This is a genomic window from Micromonospora wenchangensis, from assembly GCF_002210435.1.
Lineage (GTDB): Bacteria > Actinomycetota > Actinomycetes > Mycobacteriales > Micromonosporaceae > Micromonospora > Micromonospora wenchangensis.
In genome coordinates this window covers 64,423-82,103 of sequence record NZ_MZMV01000002.1, presented here as the reverse complement: position 1 = coordinate 82,103, position 17,681 = coordinate 64,423, and the positions used below count along the sequence as shown (strand labels likewise).

General features: G+C 74.2%; 16 protein-coding genes. 8 read left to right on the top strand and 8 right to left on the bottom strand.

The genetic code is table 11. The features are described from left to right. Window positions 1-63: 63 nt before the first annotated feature. The 4 genes from B5D80_RS01665 to purS all read right to left on the bottom strand — a co-directional run bounded on the left by B5D80_RS01665 (window position 64) and on the right by purS (window position 4,666). Window positions 64-819 carry a 2-phosphosulfolactate phosphatase gene (locus tag B5D80_RS01665; protein ID WP_088642082.1) on the bottom strand — a complete coding sequence of 252 codons (756 nt, stop codon included), beginning with the start codon at window positions 817-819 and terminating at the stop codon, window positions 64-66. A gap of 4 nt (window positions 820-823) precedes the next feature. Next, window positions 824-3,655 (bottom strand): phosphoribosylformylglycinamidine synthase subunit PurL, encoded by a 2,832-nt coding sequence (gene purL / locus B5D80_RS01660; protein ID WP_088641953.1) that lies wholly within the window; start codon window positions 3,653-3,655, stop codon window positions 824-826. A gap of 70 nt (window positions 3,656-3,725) precedes the next feature. Continuing rightward, window positions 3,726-4,409, bottom strand: a complete 684-nt coding sequence (gene purQ, locus B5D80_RS01655; protein ID WP_088641952.1) for a phosphoribosylformylglycinamidine synthase subunit PurQ — start codon at window positions 4,407-4,409, stop codon at window positions 3,726-3,728. Then, the gene (purS, locus tag B5D80_RS01650; protein WP_088641951.1) at window positions 4,406-4,666 is read right to left on the bottom strand and encodes a phosphoribosylformylglycinamidine synthase subunit PurS; all 261 of its coding nucleotides are present in this window, start codon (window positions 4,664-4,666) and stop codon (window positions 4,406-4,408) included. Before purS ends, purQ begins: the two co-directional genes overlap by 4 nt. 463 nt (window positions 4,667-5,129) lie before the next feature. On the opposite strand from purS, the gene B5D80_RS01645 reads away from it, so the two are divergent. Then, a complete protein-coding gene (locus B5D80_RS01645; protein ID WP_088641950.1) occupies window positions 5,130-5,813 on the top strand; it encodes a S1 family peptidase in 684 nt (227 codons plus the stop codon). A gap of 24 nt (window positions 5,814-5,837) precedes the next feature. Further along, on the top strand, window positions 5,838-6,404 hold the full coding sequence (locus B5D80_RS01640) for a YbjQ family protein (protein WP_088641949.1): 567 nt from the start codon (window positions 5,838-5,840) through the stop codon (window positions 6,402-6,404). A gap of 240 nt (window positions 6,405-6,644) precedes the next feature. Here the strand turns inward: B5D80_RS01640 and purB are convergent, their stop codons facing one another. From purB to B5D80_RS01620, 4 genes are all read right to left on the bottom strand, one after another. Further along, complete coding sequence (purB, locus tag B5D80_RS01635) at window positions 6,645-8,075, bottom strand: adenylosuccinate lyase (protein WP_088642081.1); 1,431 nt, start codon at window positions 8,073-8,075, stop codon at window positions 6,645-6,647. A gap of 94 nt (window positions 8,076-8,169) precedes the next feature. Continuing rightward, a complete protein-coding gene (locus B5D80_RS01630; RefSeq protein ID WP_088641948.1) occupies window positions 8,170-8,424 on the bottom strand; it encodes a hypothetical protein in 255 nt (84 codons plus the stop codon). Window positions 8,425-8,500: 76 nt separating this feature from the next. Further along, window positions 8,501-9,445 (bottom strand): TNT domain-containing protein, encoded by a 945-nt coding sequence (locus tag B5D80_RS01625; RefSeq protein ID WP_144081536.1) that lies wholly within the window; start codon window positions 9,443-9,445, stop codon window positions 8,501-8,503. Window positions 9,446-9,548: 103 nt separating this feature from the next. Beyond that, a complete protein-coding gene (locus tag B5D80_RS01620; RefSeq protein WP_088641946.1) occupies window positions 9,549-10,841 on the bottom strand; it encodes an acetyl-CoA C-acetyltransferase in 1,293 nt (430 codons plus the stop codon). Between the two features lie 56 nt (window positions 10,842-10,897). Here B5D80_RS01620 and B5D80_RS01615 point away from each other — a divergent pair, with 56 nt between their 5' ends. The 6 genes from B5D80_RS01615 to B5D80_RS01590 all read left to right on the top strand — a co-directional run bounded on the left by B5D80_RS01615 (window position 10,898) and on the right by B5D80_RS01590 (window position 17,646). Continuing rightward, window positions 10,898-12,358 carry a 3-oxoacyl-ACP reductase gene (locus tag B5D80_RS01615; RefSeq protein ID WP_088641945.1) on the top strand — a complete coding sequence of 487 codons (1,461 nt, stop codon included), beginning with the start codon at window positions 10,898-10,900 and terminating at the stop codon, window positions 12,356-12,358. Continuing rightward, window positions 12,358-13,470 (top strand): MaoC/PaaZ C-terminal domain-containing protein, encoded by a 1,113-nt coding sequence (locus B5D80_RS01610; protein ID WP_088642080.1) that lies wholly within the window; start codon window positions 12,358-12,360, stop codon window positions 13,468-13,470. Before B5D80_RS01615 ends, B5D80_RS01610 begins: the two co-directional genes overlap by 1 nt. Window positions 13,471-13,627: 157 nt before the next feature. After that, the gene (locus B5D80_RS01605; RefSeq protein WP_088641944.1) at window positions 13,628-14,380 is read left to right on the top strand and encodes an NUDIX hydrolase; all 753 of its coding nucleotides are present in this window, start codon (window positions 13,628-13,630) and stop codon (window positions 14,378-14,380) included. Next, window positions 14,377-15,366 (top strand): serine/threonine protein kinase, encoded by a 990-nt coding sequence (locus tag B5D80_RS01600; RefSeq protein WP_088641943.1) that lies wholly within the window; start codon window positions 14,377-14,379, stop codon window positions 15,364-15,366. The genes B5D80_RS01605 and B5D80_RS01600 overlap by 4 nt, the downstream gene beginning before the upstream one ends. A 10-nt stretch (window positions 15,367-15,376) precedes the next feature. Beyond that, window positions 15,377-16,336, top strand: a complete 960-nt coding sequence (locus B5D80_RS01595) for a hypothetical protein (RefSeq protein ID WP_088641942.1) — start codon at window positions 15,377-15,379, stop codon at window positions 16,334-16,336. Next, on the top strand, window positions 16,333-17,646 hold the full coding sequence (locus B5D80_RS01590) for an adenylosuccinate synthetase (RefSeq protein ID WP_088641941.1): 1,314 nt from the start codon (window positions 16,333-16,335) through the stop codon (window positions 17,644-17,646). The genes B5D80_RS01595 and B5D80_RS01590 overlap by 4 nt, the downstream gene beginning before the upstream one ends. The last annotated feature ends 35 nt before the right edge of the window (window positions 17,647-17,681 follow it).

Sequence of the window (17,681 nt, the reverse complement as noted above, 5' to 3'; positions counted from 1 at the left end):
CGGGACGGGTCAGGTCGGCACGGGTCCGTGCAGGCAGGGTCGGGTCGGTCGTCGCGGGCCGGGTCAGCCGGCTGAGAAGACGCCCTGGCGGAGGACCGGCACCACGGTCGAGACGTCCCGCTGGACGGCCGCCTCGACGTCCCCGGCGAAGCCGCTCTCGATCAGCTCCCGGCCGGAGACGCAGCCGCGTACCGCCGCCGGCACGTCCGGGGTGCTGGCCAGGGCGGCGAGCGCCATCGCCGCCTCCACGGACAGCCCACCGGGCACCCCGGAGACGGCATCCAGCACACTCGCCGCGCCCAGCAGGTCCTCCACCGAGGGGCGCAGGGTGCCGTCCGGCCAGCGTTCACCGGCGGCGATCACCCCGACCGGGGCGTCCGTCGTGCCGTACCCCCGGTGGTGCAGCCACCGCCCGACGGCGCGGGCGTTGCGCAGGCAGGCCGCGACCACCGGCCGGCCGGTGGCGCTGGCGGCGGCGCTGATCGCGGAGCCGTTCGGCGACGGCAGCACCAGGTCGGCGACGACGGGCGCGCTGGCCAGGGCCGCCGGGGACAGCGACCACGGATGCGCGGTGGTGGTCTGCCGACGACCCACCGCCGCCACCGCGCCGACGCGTACCGCGTAGTCGGCCGCCTGCTCGCCCCAGGGGAACGGGTGGACCCGCACCCCCCGGGCGACCGCGACCTCGACGGCGGTGGTGAACGAGAGCACGTCCACCACCACCAGTACGGCACAGACCCGGCCGAGTTCCGCCGCCCCGGTCAGCCCCCAGTCGAAGCGGGCACCCGATCCGGGTTGGACGTGGACGGCCGAGGCCACCGCCTCAGCGCTGATCGGGCGTCGGGCGCTGCCCGTCACCCTCGCCGGTGTCGGAGGTCGCCGCGTCGGCCTGCGGAGCGGGCCCGGTCGCCGGCACGTCGGCCGGCCCGGCGGGGGCGTCCGACGTCGGCGCGGTCGCCGCCGGGGCGTCCGGTGCCGGCGTGGAGCCCGCGGAGTCGTCCGACGCGCTGGCGCGGGCCTCCGGGTCGTCTGGCACCGGGCCCGTCGACGTGGGCCCACCCGACACCGGGGCACCGGTCGTCGGGGCGGCCACCGCCTCGGCGGCCGGGTCGTCCGCGTCCGCCGGCTGCTGCCGTTGCGGCACGTCGACCGGCTGCGTGGCGGTGGCCGGCGCGATCGTGGTGGTGCCCGTCCGGACCGCCTCGACCTGCACCTGGGCCGCCTCCGGCCCGCCGAAGAGCCGGGGCAGGGTCGCGGTGTACGCGGCCCGCAGCTCGTCCAGACCGATCCGGAACTGGCCGTGCACGTCCAGAGCGCCGCCCGCCGGGTCGGTCACGCCGATCTGCTCCCACGGCACGCCCCGCTCGTCGCAGAGGGCGGTGAACGCCTTCTCGTGCCCCCGGGGCACGGTCACCAGCGCCCGGCCGGCGGACTCGCTGAACAGGAAGACGAACGGCAGCGAACCGTCGGCGAACCGCTCCGGCACGCCGATCCGGACCCCGACGCCCCGACGCAGGCTCGACTCGACCAGGCTCTGGGCCAGGCCGCCGTCGGACAGGTCGTGCGCGGAGCTGAGGTGACCCACCCGGGCCGCCTCGGCCATCAGCTCGGCGAGCTGACGCTCCCGGCCCAGGTCGACCTGCGGCGGCATGCCGCCGAGGTGCTCGTGCGTCACCCAGGCCCACTCCGAGCCGGACAGCTCCACGTGCGTGTCGCCGAGCAGGTAGACCTGGTCGTGGTCGCCGTTGGCCCGGGGGACGAAGCCCATCGGCACCCGGTCGGCCACGTTGTCCAGCACGCCCAGCACGCCGACCACCGGGGTCGGGTGGATGGCGGCGGCACCGGTCTGGTTGTAGAAGCTGACGTTGCCACCGGTCACCGGGATGCCCAGTTCCAGGCAGCCGTCCGCCAGGCCCCGGACGGCCTCGGCGAACTGCCACATCACGCCCGGGTCCTCCGGGGAGCCGAAGTTGAGGCAGTTGGTCACGGCGATCGGCTTCGCGCCGGTCACCGCCACGTTCCGGTACGCCTCGGCGAGCGCCAGCTTCGTCCCCTGGTAGGGGTCGAGGCGGGCGTACCGGCCGTTGCCGTCGACGGAGAGGGCGACCCCGAGGCCGGTGCTCTCGTCGATCCGGATCACGCCGGAGTCCTCCGGCTGGGCCAGCACGGTGTTGCCCAGCACGTACCTGTCGTACTGCTCGGTGACCCAGGTCTTGTCGGCCAGGTTCGGCGAGGCGATCATGCGCAGCAGGGTCTCCCGCAGCGCGTCCGGGTTGCTCGGCCGGGGCAGCGTCTCGGCCCGGTCGGCCTGGAGCAGGATCAGGTCGGCCGGCTCCCGCATCGGGCGGGCGTAGACGGGGCCGTCGTCGACCAGCGAGCCCGGCGGCACGTCGACCACCACGTGGTCGTTCCAGGTGACCAGCAGCCGGCCCGGCCGGCCGTCGGGCGCGGGCGGGGTGACCTCACCGATCGCGGTGGCCAGCACGCCCCACTTCTCGGCGGTCTTGAGCACCGCCTCCAGCTTGTCCGGGGTGACCACCAGCAGCATCCGCTCCTGGGACTCGCTGGCCAGGATCTCGTGCGGCTCCATCGACGGCTCGCGCAGCGGGACCCGCTCCAGCCAGACCCGCATCCCGGTGCCGGCGGACGCGGCGGTCTCGGTGAGCGCGCAGGTCAGGCCCGCGCCGCCGAGATCCTGGATGCCGACGACCAGCTCGGCGTCGTACAGCTCCAGGCACGCCTCGATCAGCAGCTTCTCGATGAACGGGTCACCGACCTGCACCGACGGGCGGCGCTGTTCGCTGCCCTCGTCGAAGGTGGCGCTGGCCAGCACCGACACGCCGCCGATGCCGTCCCGGCCGGTCTTCGCGCCGAGCAGCACCACGACGTTGCCGGGGCCGGCGGCGTCCTTCTTCTGCAACCGGTCGACCGGCAGCACGCCGAGGCAGAGCGCGTTGAGCAGCGGGTTGCCCTGGTAGCACGGGTCGAAGACCAGCTCACCGCCGATGTTGGGCAGGCCGAGGCAGTTGCCGTAGCCGCCGACGCCGGCCACCACGCCGGGCAGCACCCGGGCGGTGTCGGGGTGGTCGGCGGCACCGAACCGCAGCGGGTCCATCACCGCGACCGGGCGGGCGCCCATCGCGAGGATGTCCCGGACGATGCCACCGACGCCGGTCGCCGCGCCCTGGTAGGGCTCGACGAAGCTCGGGTGGTTGTGCGACTCGACCTTGAAGGTGACGGCAAGCGTGTCGGAGACCCGGACGACGCCCGCGTTCTCCCCGATGCCGGCGAGCAGCCGGTCGCTGGGCGGGGCCTTCTCGCCGAACTGGCGCAGGTGCACCTTGCTCGACTTGTAGGAGCAGTGCTCGCTCCACATGATCGAGTACATGGCCAGCTCGGCCTGGGTGGGGCGGCGGCCGAGGATGTGCCGGATCCGGTCGTACTCGTCGTCGCGCAGGCCCAGCTCGGCGTACGGCTGGAGTTCGTCGCCGGTGCCGGCGGCCCGCTGCACGGTGTCCACGCCGTCGGCCCAGTCGGTGGCCGGCGTCGGACCGCTGTGCCGGCCGGCGTCGGCCGGCGGCGCGACAGCCGCGTGCGGTTCCGCCGGGGCGACGCCCGCGGCTGCCCGAACGGCCGGGTCCTGGTGGGTGGTCATGACCTCTCCTCGCTGCGCTCGTACCCGCCGGTGGGGCGGTGGAGCCGACCGATGTTGCCGCCGAGCACCGTCACGCCGGTGTCCCCACCAGGTGCTTGAGCACCGAGGTGAAGAAGCCGAGGCCGTCCAGGGAGGGGCCGGTGAGCGCCTCGACCGCGTGCTCGGGGTGGGGCATGATGCCGACCACGTTGCCGGCGGCGTTGGTGATCGCGGCGATGTCCCGCTGCGAGCCGTTGGGGTTGCCGCCGACGTAGCGGGCGACGATCCGCCCCTCGGCCTCCAGCGCGTCGAGGGTGGCGGTATCGGCCACGTAGCAGCCCTCGCCGTTCTTGACCGGGATGAGGATCTCCTGGCCGGGCTGGAAGGTGTTCGTCCAGGCGGTGCCGACCGACTCGATGCGCAGGACCTGGTCGCGGTTGCGGAAGTGCAGGTGCTGGTTGCGGGTGAGCGCGCCGGGCAGCAGGTGGGCCTCGCAGAGGATCTGGAAGCCGTTGCAGATGCCGAGCACCGGCAGGCCGCCCCGGGCGGCGTCGACCAGGGTCTCCATCACCGGGGCGAACCGGGCGATGGCCCCGCAGCGCAGGTAGTCGCCGTAGGAGAAGCCACCGGGGAGGACGACGGCGTCCACCCCGTGCAGCTCGGGGTCACCGTGCCAGAGCCGGACCGGCTCCGCGCCGGCGATCCGCACGGCGCGGGCGGCGTCCCCGTCGTCCAACGAGCCGGGGAAGGTCACCACTCCGACGCGGGCGGTCACGAGTTCGCGTCCGCGGTCTCGTCGGCCTCGACCCGGACCGTGAAGTCCTCGATGACGGGGTTGGCGAGCAGCTTGTCGGCGATCTCCCGGGCCCGGTCCAGGTCCGGTTCGCCGGTGAACTCGATCTCGATCCGCCTGCCGATGCGGACGGAGGCGACGTCACCGACGCCGAGCCGCGGCAGCGCGTTTGCGACGGCCTGGCCCTGAGGATCGAGGATCTCGGGCTTGAGCATGACGTCGACGACGACGCGAGGCACTGGGCACTCCTGACTGTGTACGCAGTTGGGTGCCGGCCCACTACGGGCGAGCGCAGCCAGCGTACCTGGCAGATTCCGGTCCGGACGCACCGGCCGGGCGCAGTTCAGGCAGTGATCGACATTACCGCCCGCGGGGACGTGTGGTCGAGATCCGTTCGTTGCCGCTCTGATACGGATTTGTTGCCGATCGTCGCCGCGTCGCTCCGACACACCCTACCTGAGCAGGCAATACGCGGCTCAACGCCAGATTTGCGACCGGTATCCGACAAACAGGGACGAGCACATCCGGGTCATTCCTGTCACATTGGTTGATCTCGATGGTGGTCTTGTGAAGCCGCTCACCGCCCCCTAGCCTCTATCGTCAACCGTCGATGTCTGGTCGGCGTCCCCGAAGGGCCACCCCCGCCCCGACGCCCGACCCCGCCCGGCCACCCCGGGCCCCACCCCCGAAGGAGTCCCCCAGATGCGTCTCCGCTCCACGCTCGCGGTGCTCACCACCGCCCTCGCCGGTGTCCTCGTCGCCGCCTCCGGGGCCACCGCCGCCCCGGCCGGCCCGCAGCCGATCATCGGCGGGAGCACCGTCTCCTCCGCCCCCTGGGCCGCCGCGGTCTTCAGCAACGGGTCGTTCACCTGCTCCGGCAGCGTCATCTCCGCCCAGTGGGTGCTCACCGCCCGGCACTGCGTCAGCGGCACCATGTCCGTCCGGGTCGGCAGCGTCTACTACGCCTCGGGCGGCACCACCCGCACCGTGAGCGCCTCCTACACCCGCAACGACCTCGCCCTGCTGCGGCTGTCCAGCACGGTCAGCACCACCGCGGTCAGCCTGGCCAGCAGCAACCCGCCGGTCGGCTCCACCAACACCATCTACGGCTGGGGCATGACCTGCTACAGCGGCTGCGGGGCGTCCAGCCAGCTCAAGACCGCCTCGGTGCAGGTGACCAGCACCAACGCCACCGACGCGTACGGCGGGCAGGCGATCCGCAGCACCCGGATCAACGGCAACGCGTGGCGCGGCGACTCGGGCGGCCCGCAGTTCTACAACGGCCGGCAGGTCGGGGTCGCCTCCACCGCCGACGGGTCGAGCATCCAGAACTACGGCAGCGTCGCGTACAACCGGGCCTGGATCACCTCGACGGCCGGTGTCTGACGGTTACCACCGCAGGCGGTGCGGATGGCCGGTCGCGTGCCGGCCGTCCGCGCCGCCTGGTTTTGCAGCATCCGACCAGGTGCGTACGGCACGCTTCGACGCCGTACCGCTGCTGACAGCATCGGAACCGTGCTGGTCGTGACGACGGATCAACTGCCCGGCTACGAGATCCGCCAGATCCTCGGCGAAGTGGTGTCGTCGATGGCGCGGACCCGGAACCCGTACCGCGAGGGGGTCAAGAACCTGCGCGGTGGCGCGTACGACCCGATGGCCCCGGACAACCTCACCCGCTGGCGCACCGACTCGGTGGCCCGGCTCGGCGAGGAGGCCCTGCGTATCGGGGCCAACGCCGTGGTGGGGATGCGCTTCGACAGCCGGGACTGCGGCGAGATGTGGATGGAGATCTGCGCCTACGGCACGGCGGTGATCGTGGTACCCAAGGTCCCCGACGTCATGCCGCACGACCAGCCCCTGGTCGCCGCCGAGACCGCACACGACCCCGGGTTCACCGAGGCCCCCGGTGGCATCGCCGAACCGGCGAGCGCCCCCAACCTCTCCTCCGCCGCCGAAACCCCCACCCGGGACTCCTGACCCGCCTCCACCCGGCTTCCGCCCACCCTCTCGGCTCCGGTGATCAAGAGCTTTACGCCAATTCGATCTTCATTGGTGACGCAAACCTCTTGATCACGGGGGCGAGCCGACGCCCGGCCACGCCTGCGGGGCGTGATCAAGAGGTTTGGGACTGGTTGATCTTCATTGGTGACGCAAAGCTCTTGATCACCGGGGCAAGGGTGGGCGGGGCGGGCGGGGGAACGCGCGGGGCGGAGGCGGTTAGAGGATGGGGGGTGGGGAGTAGGTGGCGGCTTCGGGGTGGGTGGTGACGACCGTGGTGATGCGGCGGGTGATCGCGTCCACCTGAGCCTGGGCGGCGCCGGTGAAGGTCGTCGGGTCGGCGACCAGGGTGTCGATCTCGCCGCGGGTGAGGCCGAGGCGGGAGTCGGCGGCCAGCCGGTCGAACAGGTCGTTGTCGGGGGCGCCCTTCTCGCGCATCGCGAGGGCCACGGCGACCGCGTGCTCCTTGATCACCTCGTGGGCGACCTCCCGACCGACGCCCCGGCGCACCGCCGCGACCAGGATCCTGGTGGTGGCCAGGAAGGGCAGGAAGCGCTCCAGCTCCCGGCTGATCACCGCCGGGTACGCCCCGAACTCGTCGAGCACGGTGAGGAAGGTCTGGAACAACCCGTCGGCGGCGAAGAAGGCGTCCGGCAGGGCCACCCGGCGGACCACCGAGCAGGAGACGTCCCCCTCGTTCCACTGGTCGCCGGCCAGCTCGCCGACCATCGACAGATAACCCCGGATGATCACCGCGAAGCCGTTCACCCGCTCCGACGAGCGGGTGTTCATCTTGTGCGGCATCGCGCTGGAGCCCACCTGGCCCGGCTTGAAGCCCTCGGTCGCCAGCTCCTGACCGACCATCAGCCGGATCGTGGTCGCCAGCGACGACGGCGCGGCGGCCACCTGCGCGAGCGCGGCGAGCACGTCGAAGTCCAGCGAACGCGGGTAGACCTGCCCGACGCTGTCCAGCACCCGGGAGAAGCCGAGGTGACCGGCGACCCGACGCTCCAGCTCGGCGACCTTCTCCGCGTCGCCGTCGAAGAGGTCGAGCTGGTCGGCGGCGGTGCCCACCGGTCCCTTGATGCCGCGCAGCGGATAGCGGCCGATCAGGTCCTCCAGCCGCTCGTACGCGATGAGCAGTTCCTCCGCCGCCGAGGCGAAGCGCTTGCCCAGCGTGGTGGCCTGCGCGGCGACGTTGTGCGAACGGCCGGTCAGCACCAGGCCGGAGTGCTCGTGGGCGAGCCAGGCCAGCCGGGCCAGCGCGGCGACCACCCGGTCGCGGATCAGCTCCAGCGAGGCGCGCACCTGGAGCTGCTCGACGTTCTCGGTGAGGTCCCGGGAGGTCATCCCCTTGTGCACGTGCTCGTGCCCGGCGAGCGCGCTGAACTCCTCGATCCGGGCCTTCACGTCGTGCCTGGTGACCCGCTCCCGCTCGGCGATCGAGGCCAGGTCGACCTGGTCGACCACCCGCTCGTACGCCTCGACCACGCCGTCGGGCACCGCCACGCCGAGGTCCCGCTGGGCGCGGAGCACGGCGAGCCAGAGCCGCCGCTCCATCCGCACCTTCTCCTCCGGGGACCAGAGGGCGACCAGTTCGGGTGAGGCGTACCGGTGGGCGAGCACGTTCGGGATCGTCACGTACCCCATTGTCCGCCACCACGCCGCGACGACCTCGACCGGGCCGGCGGCCCCGCCCGGGGCGTACCCACCGGTCGCACCGGCACCCGACCCGCGCTCCACCTCAGCCGGCACCCTCGGGCCGACCGGTCAGCGCCCGCCACAACCCCGCGCACGCCTCCTGCTCGGTGTCGCAGGTCAGGCGGACGTCGTACACCCCGCGTTCGTACGCCCCGATCTCCCACCGCCCGTCGGCGGAGCGGCGGAGGAACCAGAAGTCGGGTGGCAGGGGAACGTGCTCGTGTACCCCCTCCAGTTCGAAGGCGTCCGGGGAGATCCCGGTCGCGAAGAGGGCGTTACGCAGCTCGTGCCGGTCCACGGTGACCTCCAGGGTGCGTCAACAGGCCGGCCGGGCCGGGCACGACAGGAACCGACCGGGTCGCGGCGGCGACGGATCAGCACACCGGGGCGGTACGCGGTCCGCCGCCCCGCCCACTCTGACGCGGCACGGTGTCGGCCGCGCACGGCGGGGTGCTCCCCCCGAGATACTCCTCGACGATGACGTGGTGGTCGAGGAGCCACTGCACGGTGAGCAGGTTGCCGGCCTCCGGCACGTACGCCGGGTTGAGCTGGAACTGGGTGCCCATGCCGGGTTGGGCGAACCAGGGGGCGATCGGGCCGGAGTCCACGTCGAAGGGCGTCAGCACGCAGTAGGTGTGGTAGTTCGCCAGGGGCGCGGCGGGCGTGGTGGCCGGCGGGGTGGGCGGGGTGTTCAGGCTCTGCGGGGCGAGGGAGCGGGAGCTGAACGGGGTGCCGAGCGGGGCCAGGAAGCTGCCACCGGTGAAGCCGAACCGGTCGAGCCGGTAGCCGGGCAGCATGGTCTGCCGTTGCTTCACCGGTTTGCCGTCGGGGCCGAGGAAGAAGCCGTTCTCGGGCGGGAAGACCAGCGTCGTGCCGGCCCCGTTCACCGTGTAGTTGCCGATCCACTGCGCTTCGGTCTGCGCACCGAACCGCCGGTAGCCGGCGAGCAGCGGGCCGACCGGGCTCTCCGTCGGCAGCACGGCCGGCCCGAGCAGCCGGTTGTCGTCGTAGAACCGGGTGGTCTGCGGGGCGTCCGGCGGCAGGCCGGGCCGGCACAGGCCCGGTGTGTCGGGCGGCGGCTGCGGGGTGCGGGGTCGGCTGTGCTCGGCGCGGGCGGTGGGCTGCCCGCCGTGGCCGGAGCGGTCGCCGTCCGCCCCCGGAGAGCCGGAGCGGTTGCCCTCCGACCCCCGGGAGGCGTCGTCGACGAGCGTGGCGGCCCGGGGCGTGCTGCCCGGCGTACCGGCCGACGGGGCGGCCCCGGGGATGAGGGCCAGGGCCGCGCTGGAGAGCACGGCGAGAAGCCAACGGCTGCGTTTCACCACAAACCTCCCAGAACAGGACGAGTAGCGCCCTCATCCTGCGGAGGTCAGCACGTAAAAGTGAGACTTTGGGTGGTTCGTCCCCCGATGGGGGCCGCCGGGGTCAGCGCTCCAGGATGGCGGTGACGCCCTGCCCGCCGGCCGCGCAGATCGAGATCAGCCCCCGACCGCCGCCCTTCTCGGCGAGCAGCTTCGCCAGGGTCGCCACGATCCGGCCCCCGGTGGCGGCGAACGGGTGCCCGGCGGCCAGCGACGAGCCGGTGACGTTGAGCCGGTCCCGGTCGATCGCGCCCAGCGGGGCGTCCCGGCCCAACCGGTCCTTGCCGAACTCCGGCGACTCCCAGGCCGCCAGGGTGGCCAGCACCTGCGACGCGAACGCCTCGTGGAGCTCGTAGAAGTCGAAGTCCTGGAGGGTCAGCCCGGCCCGGTCCAGCATCCGGGGCACCGCGTACGCGGGGGCCATCAGCAGCCCCTCGTCGCCGTGCACGAAGTCCACCGCCGCCGTCTCCGACCAGGAGAACCAGGCCAGCACGGGCAACTGGTGCTCGCGCGCCCACTGCTCGGAGGCGAGCAGCACGGTGGACGCGCCGTCGGTCAGCGGGGACGAGTTGCCGGCGGTCATGGTGGCCTGCTCGGCGTCCGGGCCCCGGGTGCCGAAGACCGGCCGGAGCGCGCCGAGCTTGTCCAGGCTGGTGTCGGGCCGGAGGTTCTGGTCCCGGGTCAGCCCCAGGTACGGCGTCATCAGGTCGTCGAAGAACCCCCGCTCGTACGCGGCGGCGAGGCGCTGGTGCGAGCGCAGCGCCAGCTCGTCCTGCGCCTGCCTGTCGATCTGCCAGCGCAGCGCCGTCCGGGCGGCGTGCTCGCCCATGGACAGTCCGGTGCGGGGCTCGGCGTTGCGCGGCAGTTCGGGCCGGAACGGCTGGTGCGGGCGGAGCTTCGCGGCGATTTTCAGCCGCTCGCCCAGGGTCCTGGCACTGTTGAGCTTCAGCAGGGTGCGGCGCATGTCCTCGTTGATCGCCAACGGCGCGTCGGAGGTGGTGTCGACCCCACCGGCGATGCCCACGTCGAGCTGCCCGAGGGCGATCTTGTTGGCGACCAGGATGGCCGCCTCCAGGCCGGTGCCGCACGCCTGCTGGATGTCGTACGCCGGGGTGTGCGGGTCGAGCTTCGAGCCGAGCACCACCTCCCGGGTCAGGTTGAAGTCCTTCGCGTGCTTGAGCACCGCCCCGGCCACCACCTCGCCGACCCGCTGCCCGGCCAGCCCGAACCGGGCGACCAGCCCGTCCAGCGCCGCGCCGAGCAGGTCGGCGTTGGACGCGCTGGCGTAGCGGGAGTTGGACCGGGCGAAGGGGATGCGGTTGCCGCCGATGACCGCGACCCGCCGGATGCTCTGCACGATCCCGCCTCCGTTTCAGGACTTGCCCACAACCTACTGGCCAGTAGGCTACGCCTATGACCGACAGGTACGCGAGCTTCGTCCAATCGGGGGCCGGCCGCGCGCTGGTCAAGCGCCTCGGGCTGCCCGACCCACCCCGACTGCGCCGGCACACCCCCGGCGACCCGCTGCTGCCCGGCCCGGTCCTGCTCGGCGCGGCCACCGGCGGCCGGCTCGCCGACCCGGTCGCCGCCCTGCTCACCGCCGCCGGGGTCGACGTGCGCACCGCAACCGGCACCACCCCACCCGCCGCCGGGCACGACGACTCCGCCGCAGCCGACGGACCCGCCGACCCGGCCGGTCGGGACGAGCGGGCCGGCAACGGCGGCGCACCGGCCGGGAGCGGGACGCCCGCCCGGTTCGGCGCCCTGGTCTACGACGCCACAGGCATCACCGACTCCACCGGCCTGCGCCAGCTCTACGACTTCTTCCACCCGCAGGCCCGCTCGGTGCTGCCCAGCGGTCGGGTGATCGTGCTGGGCACCCCGCCGGCCGAGTGCGGCCCGGCCCGGGAGGCCACCGCGCAGCGGGCCCTGGAGGGGCTGACCCGCAGCATCGGCAAGGAGTTCGGTCGCGGTGTCACCGCCCAACTGGTGTACGTCACCCCGGACGGGGACGCCGGCACCACGACCAGCCTGGAGGCGACCCTGCGGTTCCTGCTCTCCGGCCGGTCGGCGTACGTCTCGGGGCAGGTGGTCCGGGTCGGCACCGGGCCGGCCGCCGTCCCGGCGGACTGGGACCGGCCGCTGGCCGGGCAGGTCGTGCTGGTCACCGGCGCGGCCCGGGGCATCGGCGCGGCGGTAGCCCGGGTGCTGGCCCGCGACGGCGCGCAGGTCGTCGCGCTGGACGTCCCGGCGGCCGGCGACGCCCTCGCGGCGGTCGCCAACGAGATCGGCGGCACCGCCGTACAGCTCGACCTGACCGGCGCGGACGCCCCCACCCGGCTCGCCGACCACCTGGCCGACCGGCACGGCCGGGTCGACGTGGTGGTGCACAACGCCGGCATCACCCGCGACAAGACGCTGGGTCGGATGGACGCCGACCGGTGGGACGCGGTGCTCGACGTCAACCTCTCCAGCCAGGAACGGATCAACGACGTGCTGCTGGAGCGGGGGTTGATCCCCGAGGGGGGCCGGCTGGTCGCCGTCTCGTCGATCGCCGGGATCGCCGGCAACCGGGGGCAGACCAACTACGCGACCAGCAAGGCCGGGGTGATCGGCCTGGTCGACGCGCTCGCCCCGGCGCTGGCCGGGCGGGGGATCAGCGTCAACGCGGTCGCACCCGGGTTCATCGAGACCCGTCTGACCGCCCGCATCCCGCTGGTGATCCGGGAGGCGGGTCGCCGGATGAACAGCCTGGCCCAGGGCGGCCTGCCGGTGGACGTCGCCGAGACGATCGGCTGGTTGGCGTGGCCGGCCTCGGTGGCGGTCAGCGGTAACGTGGTCCGGGTCTGCGGCCAGAGTCTGCTGGGGGCGTGATGGCACGGCGCAGGAACCGGCCCGAGGAGTCGGGCGACGGCGAACTGTCGGTCGGCGACCTGATCGAGGGGCCGACCGAGGTCATCTCACCGGCCGCGCTGGCCGCCGCCCGCGCCGCCGGCCCGGGACCGGACCGCAGCGTCGACGAGACCCACGACCTGTCGGCGTACGCCGGCCGGGACCTGACCTCCACAGCCGACACGGCCGGCACCGAGGACCTGACGGACCGGTCGGGCGACCACCACGGCGGGCCGGCGGTGCGGCCCCGGGTGGTGCTGCCGGGGCTCCCCCGACCGGGTGCGCTCCGCCGGCGGGCGCTGCGCGACGCGCTGCCCGGGATCGGCCGCGCCCGCCGGCCGGACGCCGCGCCCCCGGTCGAGCTGGCCGTCGCCGGGGTCACCGTGGACCGGGCCCACCTCGCGGAGTACGACCGGGTGTGCGGTTTCCGGTTGGCCGACACGCTGCCGGCGACCTACCCGCACGTGCTGGGGTTCCCGCTGGCGCTGCGGTTGATGACCCTGCCGGAGTTCCCGTTCCCGCTGGCCGGGGTGGTGCACGTGGGCAACCGGATCACCGTCCACCGGCCGGTTCCGGCCGACGTGCCGTGGGACTTCGTCGCGTACGCCGAGAACCTGCGGCCGCACGCCCGGGGTCGGCAGGTCGACGTCGTCCTGGTCGGCTCGGTCGACGGTGCGGAGGTGTGGCGCGGGGTGTCGACGTACCTGGGCCGGGAGCGTGGGGCCGGCGGGGGTGCCGGGCGCGACCCGGGTGAGCGGCCCGCGCCGCCGGCCGCCACCGCGCACTGGCGGCTCACCCCCCGGGTGGGTACGGACTACGCCCGGGTGTCCGGGGACCACAACCCGATCCACACCTCCCGGCTGGGGGCGCGGCTGTTCGGTTTCCCCCGGCCGATCGCGCACGGCATGTGGAGCAAGGCCCGCTGCCTGGCCGCGCTGGAGAGCCGGCTGCCGGAGGCGTACACGGTCGAGGTGGGGTTCAAGCTGCCGGTGCCGCTGCCCTCGACGGTGGCGTTCAGCGCCGTGCCGGGGTGGGACTTCGCCCTGCACGACGCCCGGACCGGCCGCCCGCACCTGGTGGGCACCGTCCGCTGAGGCCGCCCGGCCCCCGTCCCGGCACGGGGGCCGGGCGGCGCCGTGCCGGAACGCACAGCGCCGGTCGGCTGCTGCGCCGAAACCACCGGTTGCGCAGCACTTCTTCGTGAGCTAAGTTGTTCTCAGATCGAGTAATTCTCAACCTGAGAGGGACGCCGTGAACGAGCAGGACTTCCTCGCCGGGTACGACCCCAGCGCCTACCCCGCGACCGCGATCACCGTGGACGTGGTGGCGCTGACCATCCGCGAGGGCGCGCTGCACCTGCTGCTGATCCGGCGTGGCCAGCCCCCGTACCAGGGGCACTGGGCGCTGCCCGGCGGGTTCGTCCAGCCCGACGAGGACCTCGCCACCGGGGCCCGCCGGGAACTCGCCGAGGAGACCGGCCTCGGCGGCGACCGGCTGCGCCGCGTCCACCTGGAACAACTCGCCAGCTACGGCGCGCCGGACCGGGACCCCCGGATGCGGATCGTCTCCGTCGCCCACCTCGCCTTCGCCCCCGACCTGCCCGACCCGGTCGCCGACAGCGACGCCGACGAGGCCGGGTGGTTGCCGGTCACCGCCCTGCCCAGCCGGCAGCTCGCCTTCGACCACGCCCGGATCGTCGACGACGGCCTGGAACGGGCCCGCTCCAAGCTGGAGTACACCCCGCTGGCCACCCGCTTCCTCGGCCCCGAGTTCACCATCGCCGAGCTGCGCGGCGTCTACGAGACGGTCTGGGGGCACCCGCTGCACGCCGGCAACTTCCACCGCAAGGTGCTCTCCGTCCCCGGCTTCGTCGAGAGCACCGGCGGCAGCACCGAACGCGGCGGCGCCCGGGGCGGTCCCCGGGCCCGGCTCTACCGGTCAGGCGACGCCCGACTGCTGCACCCGGCGCTGCTGCGCCCCGCCCGGGAGGAGACCGTCAGGTGAGGACCGACGAGGCGATCCGGCTGGTCGCGGCGGCCCGCACCGACACCGACCTGTTCGGCGTCGACGCCCCGGCCCGGCGCTACCGCGAGCTGGTCGCGGCCCTGCACCCCGACCGGCTGGGCGCGCTCGACGCCCGGGTACGCGCCGCGGCCACCGACGCCTTCGTCCAGGTCACCACCCGCTGGCAGGCGACCGGCACCGCCGACCCGGCGACGGTCGTGCTCGGCGGGTACCCGCTCGGGGCGCTCGCCCACGCCGGTGACCTCGCCGACCTCTACGACGTCGGGGCGGACCGGCTGCTCAAGCTGCCCCGCGACCCGGCCGACAACGACCTGATGGCCCGCGAGGCGTACGCGCTGCGGCAGATCGAGGACCGCGGCGACCCGCGCCACCTGCCGTACGTGCCCCGGCTGGTGGACAGCTTCCGGCACCGCGACGCCGCCAGCGGGGCGGAACGCCGGATCAGCGTGCTCGCCGCCGTACCGGGGCTGCACGACCTCGACGCGGTACGCCGGGCGTACCCCGACGGGCTGGACGCCCGGGACGCGGCCTGGATGTGGCGGCGGCTGCTGGTCGCCCTCGGCCTGGCCCACCGGGCCGGCGTGGTGCACGGCGCGGTGCTCCCCCGGCACGTGCTGATCGAGCCGGACGCGCACGGCGTGGTGCTCGTCGACTGGTGCTTCTCCGCCGTCGACGGCGGCACCGTCCCGGCGCTGGTCCCCGGCCACGAGGACTGGTACCCGCCGGAGGTCACCGCACGGCGACCCGCCGGCCCCGGCACCGACCTGGCGATGGCCGCGGCGTGCATGAGCTGGCTGATGGGCGACCGCGCCCCCCGTGAACTGCGCGCCTTCGCCGACGGCTGCCGCCGCCCGGCGCTGGCCGCCCGACCCGACGACGCCTGGCGACTGCTCGGCGAACTCGACGAGGTGCTCGACCGGCTCTACGGGCCGCGCACCTTCCGACCGTTCACCCTCAACCCCTAGGGAGGCTGCCATGGGCAGCGGAATCTGGTCCACCGACGTGTACGACGCCGCCGACCGCTACCGGAAGAAGAAGGGCAAGAGCGCCTTCTCCTACAGCGACGGCGGGGCCCGGACCGTGCACCCGGCGCTCGACCCGCGCGGCGCGGTGCGGGAGAGCCGGGACTCGGCCGAGCACCCGCAGTCGACACCCATCGCGGTGCTGTTCGACGTGACCGGCTCGATGGGGCACGTGCCCCGCACCCTCCAGGCCAAGCTGCCGCAACTGCTCGGGCTGCTGCTGCGCCAGGGCTACGCCCGCGACCCGCAGGTGCTGTTCGGCGCGATCGGCGACGCCACCTGCGACCGGGTGCCGTTGCAGGTGGGGCAGTTCGAGTCGGACAACCGGATGGACGACGACCTCGGCCGGATCGTGCTGGAGGGTGGCGGCGGCGGTCAGATGACCGAGTCGTACGAGCTGGCGATGTACTTCATGGCCCGGCACACGGTCACCGACAGTTGGGAGAAGCGGGGCCGGCGCGGCTACCTGTTCATCATCGGCGACGAGCTGGCGTACCCCCGGGTGAGCCGGCGGGAGGTGAGCCGGCTGATCGGCGACGACCTCGGCGAGGACGTGCCGCTGCGGCAGATCGTCGACGAGGTGACCCGCCGCTGGGACACCTACTACCTGCTCCCCGCCGGCAGCCACTACGCCGGCAACGCCAAGGTGCTCGACTTCTGGCGGGACCTGCTCGGGCAGCGTGCCGTCGTCCTCGACGACCTGGACGCGGTCTGCGAGACCATCGCGCTCACCGTCGGCCTCGGCGAGCAGGCCATCGACCTCGACGAGGGGCTGCGCGACCTGGACCGGGCCGGCTCCACCGCCGGCCGAACCGTGTCCAAGGCGCTGGCCCCGCTGGGCGGCGGCCGGCGGGCCGAGGTCTCCACGCTGCCGGCCACGTCGCGCCGGGCCGGTGGGGTGACCCGGCTGTGACCGCCCTCCCCGACCCCGGACAGCCCGGCCGGCACGTGATCGTGGTCGACCTCGGTTACGGCGACGCCGGCAAGGGCACCGTCGTGGACTGGCTCTGCGCGACCCGCCACGTGCACACCGTGGTGCGGTTCAACGGGGGTGCGCAGGCCGCCCACAACGTGGTGCTGCCCGACGGCAGGCACCACACGTTCGCCCAGTTCGGGGCGGGGACGTTCCGTCCGGGGGTGCGTACCCACCTGGCCCGGCAGCAGGTGGTGGACCCGCTGGCGCTGGCCGCCGAGGCCGACCACCTCGCCTCGGTCGGGGTGCCCGACGCCCTCGACCGGCTGACCGTCGACGGGGAGGCGCTGCTGGCCACGCCGTACCACCGGGCCGCGAACCGGCTCCGGGAGATCGCCCGGGGGGCCGCCCGGCACGGCTCCTGCGGGCTGGGGGTGGGCGAGTCCGTCCGGTACGGGCTCGCCCACCCCGACGAGGCGCCCCGGGTGGCCGACTGCCGGGACCGGGAGCTGCTGCGCCGCCGGCTCACCGCCCTGCGGGACCGGTTGACCGCCGAACTCGGCCCGCTGGACGCCCCGCCGGTGGCGGACTGCCTGCCGGCGTTCACCGCCTTCGCCGACCGGGTGGCGATCGTCGACCGGTCGTACCTGGCCGGGGTGCTGCGGGCGGGGACGGTGGTGTTCGAGGGGGCGCAGGGGGTGCTGCTGGACGAATGGCACGGCTTCCACCCGTACACCACCTGGAGCACCACCACCTTCGCCAACGCCGAGACGCTGCTCGCCGAGGCGGGGGCGGCCGGGTCGGCGTACCGGCTGGGGGTGGTGCGGACGGTGACCACCCGGCACGGGCCCGGTCCGCTGGTCACCGAGGACCGGACGCTGCCGTTGACCGACCCGCGCAACCCGACCAACCCGTGGCAGGGCCGGTTCCGGTTCGGTCACTTCGACGCCGTCGCCCACCGGTACGCCCTGGACGTGGCCGGCGGGGTGGACGGCCTCGCCCTCACCCACCTCGACCTGACCCGCCCCGACCCGGCCCGCCCGGCGTTGAAGCTGTGCCGCCGCTACGACGGGACCGACCGGTTGCGCCCCGGCCCGCCCGGTGACCTGGAGCGGCAGGCGGCCCTCACCGCCCGCCTGCTGACCACCCGCCCGGTGTACGACGCCCCGCCGACCGACTGGCCGGCGGCGGTGTCCGAGGCGCTGGCCGCCCCGGTGGTGCTCACCTCGCACGGCCCCACCGCCGCCGACAAGCGGGAGCACGGCAGGTCGGCCGCCGACCCGCTGCCGGCTCCCCAGGAGGTGGGCTGAGCCGGGGCGGCGGCCTGATCCGGCGACTGGGCCCC

Excerpts from the sequence above, each read along its gene's own strand:
- purL (WP_088641953.1), bottom strand. The coding sequence starts at position 3,655 with ATGACCACCCACCAGGACCCGGCCGTTCGGGCAGCCGCGGGCGTCGCC.
- B5D80_RS01645 (WP_088641950.1), top strand. The coding sequence starts at position 5,130 with ATGCGTCTCCGCTCCACGCTCGCGGTGCTCACCACCGCCCTCGCCGGT.
- B5D80_RS01640 (WP_088641949.1), top strand. The coding sequence starts at position 5,838 with ATGGCCGGTCGCGTGCCGGCCGTCCGCGCCGCCTGGTTTTGCAGCATC.
- purB (WP_088642081.1), bottom strand. The coding sequence starts at position 8,075 with ATGGGGTACGTGACGATCCCGAACGTGCTCGCCCACCGGTACGCCTCA.
- B5D80_RS01615 (WP_088641945.1), top strand. The coding sequence starts at position 10,898 with ATGACCGACAGGTACGCGAGCTTCGTCCAATCGGGGGCCGGCCGCGCG.
- B5D80_RS01610 (WP_088642080.1), top strand. The coding sequence starts at position 12,358 with ATGGCACGGCGCAGGAACCGGCCCGAGGAGTCGGGCGACGGCGAACTG.
- B5D80_RS01595 (WP_088641942.1), top strand. The coding sequence starts at position 15,377 with ATGGGCAGCGGAATCTGGTCCACCGACGTGTACGACGCCGCCGACCGC.